Here is a 14,476-nt window from a genome sequence, read left to right as displayed (position 1 = left end):
TTATTGGGGAACCGGATACACTTCCGAAGTGTTCGGAGTTCTGTACCAGTCCGTATCGGCGGTGCCCAAAGATTGGTACCAGGGTTGGAATTGAGGATAGGAAATCCTGATATTTACGGTTTCGTAAGGCCATTTGAAATTGCCCGGAACGAGAAGAAACCATGGGAATCCTGTCCCATCCCGGTACAAATCGGTTCCATTTGCGTCGAAATATTTTCCCGCCGCGTGAATTTCCTTGTTTGTATTGATTACGTGCAGGTAGGTATCGAAAGGTGGTGCCCCTAAGTCCGTAGTGGAAATCGGAGAAGCCAAAATCACTTCCAAATTGGCGGTCTTTCCGATTTGGAACGTGTCGGTCTTTCTGGAATTCCAGGAGGGTATCGTGGTGGAACTATTTCCCAATAGCTGCAGATTCGTCAGAGTCGGTCCGGTTCCGGTCAACGTCTGTTCCACCGTTGTGCCGTCGTAGCCGAGTTGAGTCAAGGTATAGGAGCCTACGTTTGCCGCAGTAGGCAGGCCGAAATGAAGCGTATGGCTATAGCTCGCACCTTTGGCTACATGGGTAAAATACCCGCGCACTCTGGCGACCCCGCCGTGGGCATTCAGGTCCTCTTCAAAATGTGCCCGGACCACATAATCGTTGAAATCCGAATCCCCTTCTTTCGGATACAAATCCTCGAAAGCGATGGAATAGTAGTTTTCGGCCGGGATTCGCACGATAAAGGCACGGGTCGGATCGGTGGGATAAGCGTCGTTCACGTCGGGTACGCCGTCACCGTCGGTATCCACTAATAAAGTTTCCACTGCGGTAAAGGAAATGGAAATCCTGCGATCGATGACGGAAACCTGGGCGATATTGATATCCACATCATAGAATTTTCCGTAGGCCTGCACCTGCATGTGAACCGTTTTCGTGTCTCCATCCACGGTAAAACTACCCGTAACTTGTCCGCTGGTGTTCGTGTAAGCGGTAAACACGGATCGATAATTCGCCGCACCGGGAGTAGCGGAAGGAACGGTGAGCTGTACCAGACTTCCGTTGACCGGTGCTACCGGGTCAATGACTTGAACGTTAACGTTCAATGTTCGAGTCGTATCGAACGCGAAGTCCACGGGAGCGGAGGCATCCTGGACCGACACATTGAAATCGGTAGTACCAGTGGGTGCCGGGGCGGGAGTTCCACCCTGCGCTAGACTCGCAAGCCAAGCGTAATTCGGATCCTGGGAAGAAGTGCATCCCGTGAGGGATAGAATCCCGGAAAGCAACCAGACAAGGGCAGATGTATTTTTGAAGTCGGCCATACAATGAAATTCCAAAACGACCTCATTATCGTTTTTGGAACGCCGACTGACAATATGCCAGAAGGTATAATTTTCAGATTCTTTCGGACCAAGATGGATCCGAATTTCCTTTCACATAAGTGCCGACATAATGGCACCTATTGGAAATATTTTATAGATTAGAATTTCTCTAAGAGATTCCGTCGTACGATTTATGACGCCGCTTCAAAACTTTCCAAGGACTTGGTCCGGAAGGAATGGAAGTCCCCCGAAGTAAAGAATTTACAGAACTTAAGAACTTCTTCCGGGATTTCGGAATATTTTGCCTCTTCGTTATTGATCTTGATCATCGTGTCCGCGAGGTAAATCGGAAATATAATTTCTTTATACTGTTCATCCACCAGCAAGGGACGGTGGTGGTACTCCATGGTCTTCGAATACAGTTCGGGGAAATTCCATTTTTCCGCAATCAACGCGCCGATTTTCGTATGAGTGATTCCGAAGGCGGCCTCCTCCAGAGAAATCGCGGAAGCGATCTCCTTAGATGCGGAATAGTTTTGGATTTTATTCATTTTTCCGGATTCGAGGGAAAGTAGAATGATCTCTCCGATATCGTGAAGCAATGCGGCCGACATCAGGTTACTGACTGTGTCTTTCTGCATGCCCATTCGTTGTGCGATTAATTTGCAGTAATAAGCGCATTGGTTGGATTTTTCCCAGATAGCGAGGAAGGCGGGGAATTTTTCCTCTAGAATCTGTTTCGTTCCCAAGGAATACAGAAGAGCCTGCAATTCCTTCAGACCGATCAATTGGATGGCCCTGTCCAAAGACTCCACCTTTCCCCCTCTACGGAAGGCAGCGGAGTTTGCAAGCTTGAGTATGTTTGCGGAGAGCGCGACGTCCCGCTTAATCATTTCCGCAATCTGACCGATGCTGGAATTCGGCTTGTCGATCGTGGTCTGAATATCCTGGATCGCCTTCGGAAACGTCGGAAGTTGGTCCACCTGTCCGATGATTTCATCCGTTTTTTGGAGCTGGATATTTTCCTTTTGGATCCGGATGGGAATATCTATGATTACGGAAGTGTTGTTCCCCTGACTTTCCACCCGATAGGAGCTGGCACCTAATCCGTCGTTCTTCAACATCATCAGGGTCATGATCAGACCCAATCCGGCTCCCTCCGTTTCGTCTCCCTTTTCCATAAAAGCTTCCGCGAGATCGTTATAAGACTTCGCCTTTTCTATCCTTTGGTTGATCCTATCAACTTCCTCGGGACTCAATTTCACGTTGTTCATGACACGGATACGGATCGCATCCTTATTATGGATGAAGGAGACCAACACCACGTAGTTGTTTTTGAAGAGTAGGTCCTCGTACTTTTCCTTGTTGTCCAGATAGGATTTTTTAAATCCTGTGATTTTATTTTTATAAACCAGCGGGTTTTGGATGTCCGCTTGCAGTTCGCGGAAGTAGATTCTTTTGACGTTCGCTTTGATGGTATTTGTAACGGTTTCCTTTAGGGCCGCCAACACGGAATCGCGGACGTAAATGATGTCTAGGTGCAATAAGTATCGGTCCAAGGTGCGGGAAAGAACGTTATTTACGTTTTCCGTCAAATTATGGAACTTAAAGTGAAACGGAAGATTTTCCTCGATCGGCTGATTCAAATCCTTGAGATTGCTGAAGATGCCATAATCGGTATGATGAAATAATTCTAGGGTTTTTCCCTGGCTCATATCTTATAACTCTGGAAAACGGTTTCGTTCTTTGTCAAGATTTAGCATCACGGATTATGTTAAAAGTAATTCGTTGCTAAGCGAATTATACGAAGAAAATACTCCGATTCCACGGGATTTGAGACAAATTATTGGTGCCTTGCACAAAAATTTCCGATCTCTCGTTTTCTTGGGAATTTCGGAAATGCTTTGATCGGACTTTCGGACATTTTTTCCGGAAGTTCAATTGAATGCTGTTCGGTATGGAGAAGTTTCTGATTTTTCCTTACGGAATGATCATTCAATAAAAAGGTTGCTTCTTCTTCCCGAATTTGGTTCTATAATACCCTGGTCCCTCGACTCGGACCCAAAATAGATGGGACCACCCTGACCCAAGGAGCGCTTTTCATGTCGACCACAGCAACCCGTCCAGCCACTGCACAGCCGGTAACCGGCGCAGCATCATTTCCCTCTTCCGATCCGAAGGAAATGGAAAGAATTTTCCAACTCCAAAAGAATCATTTTCACCAGGTTCTGAAGCTGACTCAACCGAAGGACAGAATCCAAAGGCTGAAAAAGTTGAAGGCTTCCGTGGAAAGATTGACTCCGGAAATCAAAGAAGCTTTGCAGAAGGATTTCCGTAAAGCTCCGCATGAGACGGACCTTACGGAAATCATGCCCACGATCGGTGAGTTGAACGATGCGATCCGAAACGTAAAAACTTGGATGAGACCGATTCACGTAAAAACCCCCGTGTCTCTTTTCGGAGCCACTAGCAAGGTGATCTATGAGCCGAAAGGGGTGACCTTAATCATTTCTCCTTGGAATTATCCTTTTTATTTGGCTCTCGCTCCACTGATAGCGGCAATAGCGGCCGGAAACACGGCGATTCTAAAACCGTCCGAATTCACTCCGGAAACCTCTAAGCTGCTAGTAAGGCTTGTAAAGGAAACCTTTCCCGAATCTGAAGCGGCGGTTTTCGAAGGAGACCACACCGTTTCTACAGCCCTAATGGATCTTCCTTTCGATCATATCTTCTTTACGGGCAGTACTCACGTTGGCAAAATCGTGATGGCTGCGGCGGCAAAACATCTTTCCACGGTTACCTTGGAACTCGGGGGCAAATCGCCGGCGATCATAGTGCCGGGAGCGGATTTAAAGAAGGCCGCCAAGAAACTCATGTGGGGAAAGATCATGAACGCCGGGCAGACTTGCGTTGCTCCGGATTATCTTCTTCTTCCCGAAGGTAAGACGGACGAATTCGTAAGGTATGCAAAGGAGATCGTCTCGGATTTTTACGGCAAGAGCGAAGATTCGATCAAACAGAACCAGGACTATTGTCGCCTAGTGAACCAACGGAATTTCCAAAGGGTATCCGGATACATTCACGAAGCGGTGGAAAAGGGGGCGAAATTGGCCATGGGGGGAGAAACGGATTCCGCTCAGAATTATATTTCTCCGACCTTGCTCACGAACGTTCCCGAGAGCTCTCGTATCATGGAGGACGAAATTTTCGGCCCGGTCATGCCCATCCTCACCTACAAGACTTTGGATGAAGCGATCGGAAAAGTGATTTCCCGACCGAAGCCATTGGCTCTCTATGTATTCGGAAAAAATAATAAAGCGATTTCCAAAGTACTAAAGGAGACTTCTTCCGGGGGAGCGGCGATCAACGAGGTAATCGTTCACCTCGCCAATCCGCATCTTCCTTTCGGCGGGATCAACCATTCGGGACACGGAAGTTACCACGGATGGTGGGGATTTAAGACGTTCTCTCACGAGAAGTCCGTATTCAAACAGGCGCCTCTCGCTTCCATAGAGATGCTCTATCCGCCGTATACCGGTTTTGTGGATAGAATGATCCAGCTCACTAAAAAATTCTTCGTTTAAACGGAAACGATCATCGAAGAAACGGCCCCCCTTCCGGAATCGGAAGGCGGGCCTTTTTATTTTCCGTACACTAGACGATGGAAAATTTATAGCAGTTTCTTGGCTTCCGCTATCGCCGCCTCGTAATTCGGTTCGCTGGCTATTTCGGGAACCAGTTCTGCATAGCGGACGGTGTCGTTCTGATCCACTACGAAAACGGCCCGCGCCGAGAGGCCTTTCAGACCACCGTCGGCAATATGCGTTCCGTAGGCTTTCGAAAAGGAAAAGTCACGGAATTGGGAAAGAGTGACCAGATTCGGGGATTCGATTCCTTCCGTAGTGCAGAATCGATTCATCGCAAAAGGAAGATCTCCCGAAACGACGACAGTGACGATTCCGTCCATTTTTGCGGCCCTTTCGTGGAATTTTTTCGTTTCTAAGGCGCAGACGGAAGTATCCAGACTCGGAACACCTACCAGGATTTTCACTTTATTGCCGAAATCCTTCAGGCTTTTCGGACTTAAGTCCTTTCCGATTCCGACGAAATCCGGAGCCTTGTCTCCTACCTTTGCCAAAGATCCTTCCAGCGGGACCGGGTTTCCTTTCAATGTGACGTTTGCCATAAGTTTTTTCCTTAGCTGATTAGACACCGATACCCAGAAAGAAGTGCCGGTGTCTAAGGACATATTTTAAATAGAGAGGTTCTCGCCGCAAAAAGTTCTTGCATTTTTAGAATCAATTGATTCGAATAGGTCCAGGTCGAACTGACGACCATATCAACGAAAGATGATGAACTTCGGACAACAGTCTAGCCTAACCCTTTGGGTGGTCCTCTGGACGGTGGTAGTGGAAATGCTACCAGGGCAGGGCTTTACGCCGTAGGGATCATTCGCAAGCTGTAATCTTCGAAAAAGCCCCCCTCGGCTAAAGCCAAGGGGGGCTTTTTTATTTTATTCCAGGATTTGAGGAAACAATGAAAACAAGGACGACCGAAACGAAACGAGAAGAATTCAGAACCTCCGACCGACCTGCGAACGGTGCAGAACTGCTCGTCCGCTTTCTATTACACAAAAACGTAAAACGTGTGGTGGGGATTCCGGGAGGGGCCAACCTTCCGATTTACGACGCGCTGTACGCGAGCGGAATCGAACACGTATTGGCTAGGCACGAACAAGGAGCCGGTTTTATCGCGTTAGGAACCGCCAGAATCACAGGAAAGGCCGCGGTATGCATCGCTTCTTCCGGACCTGGGGTCACGAATTTATTGACTGCGGTGGCGGATGCCAAGTGCGATTCGGTTCCTTTGGTCGCGATCACTGGGCAGGTCCCTCAGTCTTTGATCGGAACCGACGCCTTTCAGGAAATAGATACGTATTCCTTGTCAAAGCCGATCACCAAAAAGACCTATTTGGTGCGTTCCACAAGCGAACTCGCACTAGTTTTGAACGAGGCGTTTCGCATCGCGGAAGTGGGGAGACCTGGTCCCGTTTGGATCGATATTCCCAAAGACGTCCAACTTTCCCCGTTCGACGGGGACTGGAAGGAAATAGAGGAGCTCTGGAATTCCCGCCCGGAACCCGAGAGTCCAAGGCTTTCATCCGATTCGGAGGAGAAATTCGAATCCTTTTGTCGCTTATTAGAGAATGCAAGACGACCTATTTTGTATGCCGGGGGAGGCGTAAGACTTTCGGGAGCAGAAGACCTCTTAGTCGAATTCGCGGAAAAGCAGGACATTCCTGTCGCGACCACGCTCATGGGTATGGACTGCTTTCCCAGAAAACATCCTCTTTCTTTAGGGATGTTGGGTATGCACGGCGCTCCATATACGAACATCGCTCTCGAAGAGTCGGATCTGCTTTTGGCTTTCGGGGTGAGATTCGACGATCGTGCCACCGGAAAGTTGGAGACCTTCTGCCCGAATGCGAAGGTGGTACATGTAGACATCGATCCTAGAGAGATCGGGAAATTAAGAGAGCCGGATCTGTTCTTTTTGGAAGACCTCCGGAATTTCCTGATATCAGCGGTGGAGTTACCGGAACGGAAGAGGGATTCATGGAATCGTTTGGTTGCCTCTTGGAAGAGACTCTTTCCTCTTCCTTTGTTCTCAAAGGGGAACGGCTATATGCCCGATGTCGTACTGAAAACTTGCGCAGAGGCCTTGGGACCCGCGACCATATTAACGACCGACGTGGGGCAGCACCAAATGTGGGCCGCCCAATTTTATCCTTTCGAAGAGCCCAAGACTTGGATCACTTCCGGCGGATTGGGTACTATGGGATTCGGTTTACCTGCGGCCATCGGCGTAGCCTTGGAGTCTCCGGAGCGAGACGTACTTTGCATTTCCGGAGACGGATCTTTTTGGATGAACGTCCAGGAGTTGGATACTCTTGCCGAGACAGACCTGAATGTCAAGATTCTCGTTTTCGACAATCGACATTTGGGGCTTGTCCGGCAGCAGCAGGAACTTTTTTTCCACGGAAGGTTTTACGGGAGTTCCTATCCGGGACCGTCGAAATCCGCGAAAGTCGCCGAAGCGTTGGGAATTCCCAGCTTGGATTTGGGGGAAGAGGGCCGTACCCTCTCCGATTTGGTCCGGTTCTTAAAGGAGCCGGGTCCTGGACTCGTCGTCGTTACGATAGATCCGAAATTACACGTTCTGCCGATAGTTCCGGCAGGAAAAGGAAATCTGGAAATGGTGTTAGAATGAAAAATTTAGAATATCCTAAAATTGAAATGTATATCTTGAAGTTTGCGGAAGCCCCCTCTTTTCTCCCCTTTTATTGGCCCCTTTAGGGGCCTGATCTTTCTTTTTCACCCTTCGAAGCAGGATCGGGTCTTTTAAGCGACCCGAAATAAAAATCAAGGAGTATTTTATGCGTTTAGATCTGAGCAATTTAAGAAGCGAGGTGGAATCCTTATCTCCTCGTCCGTTCTTAAAACCATTTCCGTTAACCGAACATGAGACGATTCCGTTTTTCAGGAATCTGCTTTCGGAATCTTCCTGTGCCGTACTCTTGGAGAGTTTAGGACCGGAATCGGATAATTCCCGTTATACGTTCCTTTCCGCTTTTCCGAAGCGTGTCTTTACCGCGCGCGGGAATAGGTTGGAAATGGACGGTACGGTTTTAGCGGAAGGAAATCCGTACCGGACTTTGTCGGAAATCCTCTCCCCGAGACGGAATTCCGAGGACAAAGGCGGATCTTTTTACAGATCCTTTATGGAATGTACGGAGGCGGGCGGCGGCGGACTCTACGGGACCCTGTCTTATGAAAGCGTGAACGATATGGAACCGGGGATCCGATTGAAGGAACATCCTCGATTTCCTAAGTTTCAGTTCGCTTGGATGGAAGACGGGATCTTGATCGATCGTAGAACGGGAAGGTCTAACTATTTTCATTATGGTACGGATCGTTACTCTCTCTTTGAATCGATCTTCAAAAAACGGAGTTTGACGGGATCCGCCATATCTCTGAAAGATTTGGGAGATTCCAGGACTCGGGAAGAGCACCGTAAGATGGTCTCGGAAGCCATGTCGGAAATCCGCGCGGGGAATACGTTCCAGTGTCAGATCGGATTCAAGCGTTCTTACGAGATCCAAGGGGAGGACCTTCGCTTATACGAGGCCTTACGGACTTTGAATCCTTCTCCTTACATGTTTTATCTCTCCTTCGGCGATCGGTCGCTTCTGGGAGCGAGTCCGGAGTTATTGTTCCGATTGAAGGACGGTGTCGTGGAATCCTTTCCTCTCGCGGGAACGACTCGGAGGGGCAAGGACGTGGAGGAGGATAGGATTCTGGCGGAACACCTGCTTTCGGATCCGAAAGAAATCGCGGAGCACAATATGCTGGTGGACCTGCATCGAAACGATCTAGGTAGAATCGCGAAGTTCGGTACCGTAAAAGTAAGGAATTCCTTCTCCTTGAAACGGTTCAGCCACGTACAGCATCTGTCTACGGAGATTTCCGGGATTCTCCGGCCGGGGAGAGACGCTTTCGACGGCTTGGCTTCTTCGTTTCCCACGGGAACGTTAAGCGGTGCGCCAAAAGTGGAATCCATGCGGATCATAGATAGGATAGAAAACGATCCCCGGGGTCCTTACGGTGGCGCGGTGGGACGATTCGGATTCGACGGAAACTGCTCTTTCTGCATTCCGATCCGCAGCTTCTTCCGTACCGAAAACGAAGGATTCCTACGGGCTTCCGGCGGTGTAGTATTCGATTCCGAAGCGGACGACGAATACGAGGAAATCAAACATAAAATGGGATCGGTTTTAAGCGCGATCCGGGAGGTGAGCCTATGAAGGTTTTGTTGATCGATCATTACGATTCTTTTACATACAATCTCTTTCAATTTTTGGGAGAGATTCTTGAGGAGGAATACGCTTCCAGATTCAGGCTAGACGTGTTCCGCCACGACGAAATCGGATTCTCCAAAATAGAATCCGCTAAGTACGACAGGATCGTTCTTTCCCCCGGACCCGGGACTCCGGAAAATCACGAATATTTCGGGGTTTCTTCCCTCATCCTTCGGGAATTGAGCGGGAGAGTTCCGATTTTAGGGGTTTGTCTGGGCATGCAGGGCATGGCCTTTTTAGCGGGCGCTAAGATCGTTCCGGCCAGGCTTCCGATGCACGGAAAATTATCGGAGATCTCGCACGACGGCAAGGGGGTGTTCCAAGGATTACCGGACGGATTGAACGTTATGCGTTATCATTCCCTCATAGTGGACCCGGAAGGGCTTTCGGAGGAATGGACCAGGACCTCTTTTGCCGGAGACGAATTGATGGGCATACGTCATAAGACGAAACCTTCGGAAGGAATACAATTCCATCCGGAATCTTTCGCGACGGAAGGAGGGAAGCGGATGATTTCGAATTTTCTTTTTAGGGATTGATTCCTTCCGCATGAACGAACGTCACGATTACTTGGGAAGCGATAACCCCGCTTTGCGTAGATATTCGCGGATTTTCTCCGCGAGTTCTTCGATGCGAAACGGTTTTCCCAAGTAATCGTCTATTCCGGCCTGAGCACATTCCGCTCTGTCCTCCGGGCTATCGTGCGCCGTAACTGCGATGATCCAGGGAATTTTGCGGGAAGAAGGTTTCATTTTGAGGATTCTCGCAGTGTCTATTCCGCTGAGTTCCGGCATCTGGATGTCCAGTAGAAGCAGATCGATTTCCCATTTCTCCCAAAAAGCGAGCACTTCCAAACCGTTTGAAACGATCTCGCAGCTTAAACCCATTTGTTCCAACATCCTGCGGATCAATTTCTGGTTCACCGGATTGTCTTCCGCGACTAGAATGCTGGTCGTGGAATAGCCGGAAAAATCCGTTATTTTCGATATGGATCGTTCCGCTTGGTTTCCGGAACGCAGGGGGAATGTCGCTTTCGGAAGGTCGATTTCGAGGATGAATTCGCTTCCTTGCCATAAAACGCTTTTCGCTCCGATCTTCCAACCCAGGGTATCGCAGATTTTTTTGCACAAGGCCAAACCCAATCCGGTCCCGCCGTACTTCCTGGAAATGGATGCGTCGATTTGGGAAAAGGCTTCGAACAGTCCTAGGATTCTTTTCTCCGCGATTCCGATTCCCGTATCAATGACCCCGATCCTTCCTTGTACGTTCTTTTCGGAAACCGACACTTCCTTGAAATAGAATTCTATTCTGCCCTGTTCCGTGAACTTCAACGCGTTGGAAAGAAGATTGGAGAATACCTGTTGGATTCTGCGAGGATCCGATTTGACGATCAATTCTGAAATCCCCTGCGGAAGATTTAAAACGAACTTCAATCCGTTCTGCTTCGCCTCTTTTTCCGCCGAGGTTGCGATCTCCCGGATTAAAGAAATCAGATCGAATTCGAGCGAACTTAAAACCAAGGTCCCGGATTCCGCTTTGCTAAAATCGATCGCGTCGTTTATCAAATGAATGAGATGCTCTCCGCTTTCCTGGACGGAATCCAGATATTCCGATTGCATACGATCGATCTCCGTTTGTCGGATCAGATCCACCATTCCCAGAATTCCATGTACGGGGGTCCGAAACTCGTGATTCATATTCACGAAAAACTGTTCTCTCGCCTTTTGCAGATCCAGGCTGACGGCTTGGGCTCGGATCAGTTCTCTCGAATTCGCTTCCAATTCCATGTACGCGATCACGGAATCGGCTAACGCGCGTAATGCCTCTAGTTGTCTAGGATCCAAGTTTTTAGGTACGGTATCTATCACGCAGAGAGTTCCGATCACCGAGCCGGAAGGTGTCATCAAAGGAGCTCCCGCATAGAATCGAACGTAAGGCGGGCCGAGTACGGACGGATTTTTTTCGAATTTGGGATCCTGGGCTGCGTCGTTTACGATATAAATATCCGAACCGAGTAACGCGAATTGACAGAAAGATGCTTCTCTCTGGGTTTCCTCCGTGTCCAATCCTACTCTGGACTTGAACCATTGCCTCTTTTCATCGATTAAGGAAATCAAGGCGATGGGAGTTCCGCAGATCAAGGAGGCGGCCTTCGTGATTCCGTCGTATTTCTTTTCCGGCGGAGTATCTAGAATATCGTATTTTTTTAATTCCCGAAGGCGAGAGAGTTCGTTTGCAGGTAACGGTGCGACGGAATAAGGACGAGGGGAATCCATAAAAAGGTTAGGAATCGGAGAATATCCACAGATTCTGGGAAGGGCTGAGAAAAAAACAAGGGTTTTGCCCGGCCTTCCAAGTTTTTAAGACGGAAGTTTTTCCGGAAATAGTCCAATCAATGTAGGTTCGGGGGTCAATGGGATTTAGAAGAATTATCGGTACGAGAATTGCGGAGAAAATGTTGGAAGGAGGAGGGTTTCCGGTCCGGCGACCCTTCCCGGTGCAGGGCTTTTCCTATTGGGATCCGTTTTTACTTTTGGATGAAATGGGTCCGGTGATTTATTCTCCGGGAGAAGCGATCGGGGCTCCCGATCATCCGCATAGAGGATTTGAAACGGTAACCTACCTTCTCTCCGGAGAAATGGAACATAAGGATTCGTGGGGGCATTCCGGAAAATTAAGGTCGGGAGGAATCCAATGGATGACTGCAGGCTCCGGTTTGGTACATTCCGAGATGCCTTCCCGAGAGTTTCAAAATTCGGGAGGGCGGATGCACGGATTTCAGATCTGGGTCAACCTTCCCCAGGATAAAAAGCTCATTTCTCCCGGATACCAGGAGGTTGACTCCTCTCAGCTTCCCGTCGTAGAAAAGGACGGAGCTTGGGTAAAAGTCGTGGCGGGAGAATGTTGGGGAACTTCCGCAATTATTCAGACCCAAACTCCCATCGTGTTTTTTCATGTGAAATTATCTCCCGGATCTTGGGCGGAGATTCCGGTTCCGAAAGAATGTACGGCACTCGCCTATCCTTTTGTAGGCGGGGGAACCGCCGTGGATGCAGAGGGAGAAATCGAAGTGGAAGAGGGCGAAACGCTCTACTTCGGAGCGGAGGAAGGTTCGATCACCTTACGAGCTCCCGAGGATTTCGAATGGGAACTTTTAATTTTAGGAGGAGTCCCTCTGAAGGAACCCGTAGCAAGATATGGTCCTTTCGTCATGAACACTCCCCAGGAAATCCAGCAAGCCTTCGAAGATTATTCCGCCGGAAAAATGGGTGAGATTCTTTAACCGCTCGGAAAGATGGGTGGAGAAAAGTCCGCAAGGTGGATCGATTGCCCAAAGAGGAAAAAGAAAAAAGCATTGCAGTGATCGGAGGAGGGGCGGCCGGTTTTTTCGGAGCCATCCAGACTCGTAGGCTTTCCCTCGGAACCTACAACGTGGTGCTTTTGGAAAAATCGCCTAACGTTCTTTCCAGGGTCCGCATTTCCGGAGGAGGAAGGTGCAACGTCACCCACGCCTGTTTTGATCCGGAGGAATTATCCAAGCGTTATCCTAGGGGAGGACGCGAACTGAAGTATGCATTCGAAAGTTTCCAGCCCAAGGACACGATCCGGTGGTTCGAAGAACACGGAGTTCGTTTAAAGACGGAAGCAGACGGTAGAATGTTCCCGGTAACGGACGATTCGAATACGATCGTGGAATGTCTTTTGCGGGAAGCCAAAGAATCTGGCGTTTCGATCCGCACCAAGGTTCCCGTTCTGGGTATTTTTCCTAGAAATACGGAGGAAGAAGGCGGGTTTACTGTGAAATGGGAAGGAGGCCAGCAGGATTTTCATCGAGTGCTCTTGGCCTCCGGATCTTCCAGGAAGGTCTGGGATTGGGCAAAAAATATGGGACACAGCATAGAGACTCCGGCTCCTTCCTTGTTTACATTCGAGATTTCGGATCCGTTTATCGAAGGCCTTCAGGGCCTAAGCGTACCGGAAGCGGAGGTGTCTCTTCCCGACTTTAAATTGCAACAGTCCGGTCCGGTTTTGGTTACTCATTGGGGACTCAGCGGACCCGGCGTACTGAAATTATCAGCTTGGGGGGCTCGAGAACTCGCGTCCTGCGAATATAAAACTTCCCTACATCTGGATTGGATTCCGGGCGTAACTAGAGAAGAAGTCCGCGAGACGTTTCGTTTGGCAAGGGAAAGGATTCCTTCCAAAAGACCTTCTGCGGCACCCGAGTTCCGTTTACCTGCCAGACTCTGGGAACGAATCTGGGATCGATCGGGAGAAAAACGCTGGTCAGAACTTTCCTCGAAACAACTCCGTGAAGCGGAAGATGCATTGAAGAGAACCGTATTTCAGATTCGAGGAAAAGGGGTCTTTAAGGAGGAATTCGTTACCTGCGGCGGAATCAAGCGAAAGGAAGTGGATTTCAAAACCATGGAAAGTCGCATTGTTCCCGGGTTGCATTTTGCCGGTGAAATTTTGGACATAGACGGAATCACCGGAGGTTTCAATTTCCAAAATGCGTGGACCACTTCTTTTCTCGCCGCGAAGGGAATCACACGGGACGTTCCCTCCTCGACTTAAACGTTTTCGGAATTTCTCCCTTCCTTCCAGGAACTCGGATAGGAGCTATAACCCAAACGATTTCCGTCGGGGTCGCGGAAATATACCGTAAATTCGGTACGGTCTTCGATTTTCGATTCCAAGAGTGATTCCACTCTTTTACGTATCTCCGGAGTTTCCGCGGAAAAAACCAAGGCATGAGGTCCGAGTTTCTTTTTTTCCCGTTCGATCATCAATCTTGTCTGACCTGCCAGAAACCAACTGGATCTCAATTTTCCGTCCGGGGTAAAATGGTCCTTTTCGAATCTCAGGTTCGGAAGTCGCTCGTAAAAATTTTTTAACAGAGCAGGGTCTTCCGTGGCGATCGCGATATGGTGGATCACGGGTGGGCGACCAAATCGGAATATTCTTTTCCTTTCCGTTTTAGGAAACTTTCCACATAGGAGCAGGAAGGAACGATTTTTTTCCCTTCGGCTTTGGCGGTTTCTAGGGCGGCTCGAGTCAACACTTCCGCCAAACCTTTTCCCCGCAAACGAGCCGGAACGAAGGTATGAGTGAGATTCCAGATTTCCGAACCTATTTCGGAATAGGATAAGGACGCTTCCTGGTCCTCTTCTATCAAAAAGAATTTTCGGGAATTCGTGTCGTGGGTCACTCTATTCATTGTCAGGACATTGTATCTAAGACGGATTCAGGAAA

General features: G+C 49.0%; 12 protein-coding genes. 6 read left to right on the top strand and 6 right to left on the bottom strand.

What is annotated here, in order from left to right:
* Both EHO60_RS15695 and EHO60_RS15690 read right to left on the bottom strand, forming a co-directional pair.
* The gene (locus tag EHO60_RS15695) at positions 1 to 1,302 is read right to left on the bottom strand and encodes an LruC domain-containing protein (RefSeq protein ID WP_135769158.1); all 1,302 of its coding nucleotides are present in this window, start codon (positions 1,300 to 1,302) and stop codon (positions 1 to 3) included.
* 191 nt (positions 1,303 to 1,493) lie between these two features.
* A complete protein-coding gene (locus tag EHO60_RS15690; protein WP_135769157.1) occupies positions 1,494 to 3,017 on the bottom strand; it encodes an HDOD domain-containing protein in 1,524 nt (507 codons plus the stop codon).
* Positions 3,018 to 3,404: 387 nt separating this feature from the next.
* Here EHO60_RS15690 and EHO60_RS15685 point away from each other — a divergent pair, with 387 nt between their 5' ends.
* Complete coding sequence (locus EHO60_RS15685) at positions 3,405 to 4,886, top strand: aldehyde dehydrogenase family protein (protein WP_135769156.1); 1,482 nt, start codon at positions 3,405 to 3,407, stop codon at positions 4,884 to 4,886.
* Positions 4,887 to 4,972: 86 nt separating this feature from the next.
* Here EHO60_RS15685 and tpx read toward each other — a convergent pair whose 3' ends face one another.
* Entirely contained in the window at positions 4,973 to 5,488 is a 516-nt protein-coding gene (gene tpx / locus EHO60_RS15680; protein WP_135769155.1) for a thiol peroxidase, read from the bottom strand.
* A gap of 350 nt (positions 5,489 to 5,838) precedes the next feature.
* Here tpx and ilvB point away from each other — a divergent pair, with 350 nt between their 5' ends.
* The 3 genes from ilvB (at position 5,839) to EHO60_RS15665 (ending at position 9,759) form a co-directional block, all read left to right on the top strand.
* The gene (ilvB, locus tag EHO60_RS15675) at positions 5,839 to 7,572 is read left to right on the top strand and encodes a biosynthetic-type acetolactate synthase large subunit (protein ID WP_135769154.1); all 1,734 of its coding nucleotides are present in this window, start codon (positions 5,839 to 5,841) and stop codon (positions 7,570 to 7,572) included.
* Positions 7,573 to 7,738: 166 nt separating this feature from the next.
* Positions 7,739 to 9,166 (top strand): anthranilate synthase component I family protein, encoded by a 1,428-nt coding sequence (locus EHO60_RS15670; protein WP_135769153.1) that lies wholly within the window; start codon positions 7,739 to 7,741, stop codon positions 9,164 to 9,166.
* On the top strand, positions 9,163 to 9,759 hold the full coding sequence (locus tag EHO60_RS15665) for an anthranilate synthase component II (RefSeq protein ID WP_135769152.1): 597 nt from the start codon (positions 9,163 to 9,165) through the stop codon (positions 9,757 to 9,759). Before EHO60_RS15670 ends, EHO60_RS15665 begins: the two co-directional genes overlap by 4 nt.
* Before the next feature lie 27 nt (positions 9,760 to 9,786).
* On the opposite strand, the gene EHO60_RS15660 is transcribed toward EHO60_RS15665, so the two are convergent.
* Complete coding sequence (locus EHO60_RS15660) at positions 9,787 to 11,496, bottom strand: GAF domain-containing hybrid sensor histidine kinase/response regulator (RefSeq protein ID WP_135769151.1); 1,710 nt, start codon at positions 11,494 to 11,496, stop codon at positions 9,787 to 9,789.
* Between the two features lie 137 nt (positions 11,497 to 11,633).
* Here EHO60_RS15660 and EHO60_RS15655 point away from each other — a divergent pair, with 137 nt between their 5' ends.
* Both EHO60_RS15655 and EHO60_RS15650 read left to right on the top strand, forming a co-directional pair.
* Positions 11,634 to 12,503, top strand: a complete 870-nt coding sequence (locus EHO60_RS15655) for a pirin family protein (RefSeq protein WP_135769150.1) — start codon at positions 11,634 to 11,636, stop codon at positions 12,501 to 12,503.
* Between the two features lie 44 nt (positions 12,504 to 12,547).
* Positions 12,548 to 13,798: a BaiN/RdsA family NAD(P)/FAD-dependent oxidoreductase gene (locus EHO60_RS15650; protein ID WP_135769149.1), complete on the top strand. Its 1,251-nt coding sequence runs from the start codon at positions 12,548 to 12,550 to the stop codon at positions 13,796 to 13,798.
* Here the strand turns inward: EHO60_RS15650 and EHO60_RS15645 are convergent.
* Together EHO60_RS15645 and EHO60_RS15640 are read right to left on the bottom strand one after the other, a co-directional pair.
* The gene (locus EHO60_RS15645; protein WP_135769148.1) at positions 13,795 to 14,160 is read right to left on the bottom strand and encodes a VOC family protein; all 366 of its coding nucleotides are present in this window, start codon (positions 14,158 to 14,160) and stop codon (positions 13,795 to 13,797) included. The genes EHO60_RS15650 and EHO60_RS15645 overlap by 4 nt on opposite strands.
* A complete protein-coding gene (locus EHO60_RS15640; RefSeq protein ID WP_135769147.1) occupies positions 14,157 to 14,441 on the bottom strand; it encodes a GNAT family N-acetyltransferase in 285 nt (94 codons plus the stop codon). Before EHO60_RS15640 ends, EHO60_RS15645 begins: the two co-directional genes overlap by 4 nt.
* Positions 14,442 to 14,476 lie beyond the last annotated feature (35 nt).

The organism is Leptospira fletcheri, assembly GCF_004769195.1.
In the GTDB taxonomy this organism is placed as follows: domain Bacteria; phylum Spirochaetota; class Leptospiria; order Leptospirales; family Leptospiraceae; genus Leptospira_B; species Leptospira_B fletcheri.
This window is presented reverse-complemented; position numbering and strand designations above follow the sequence as displayed.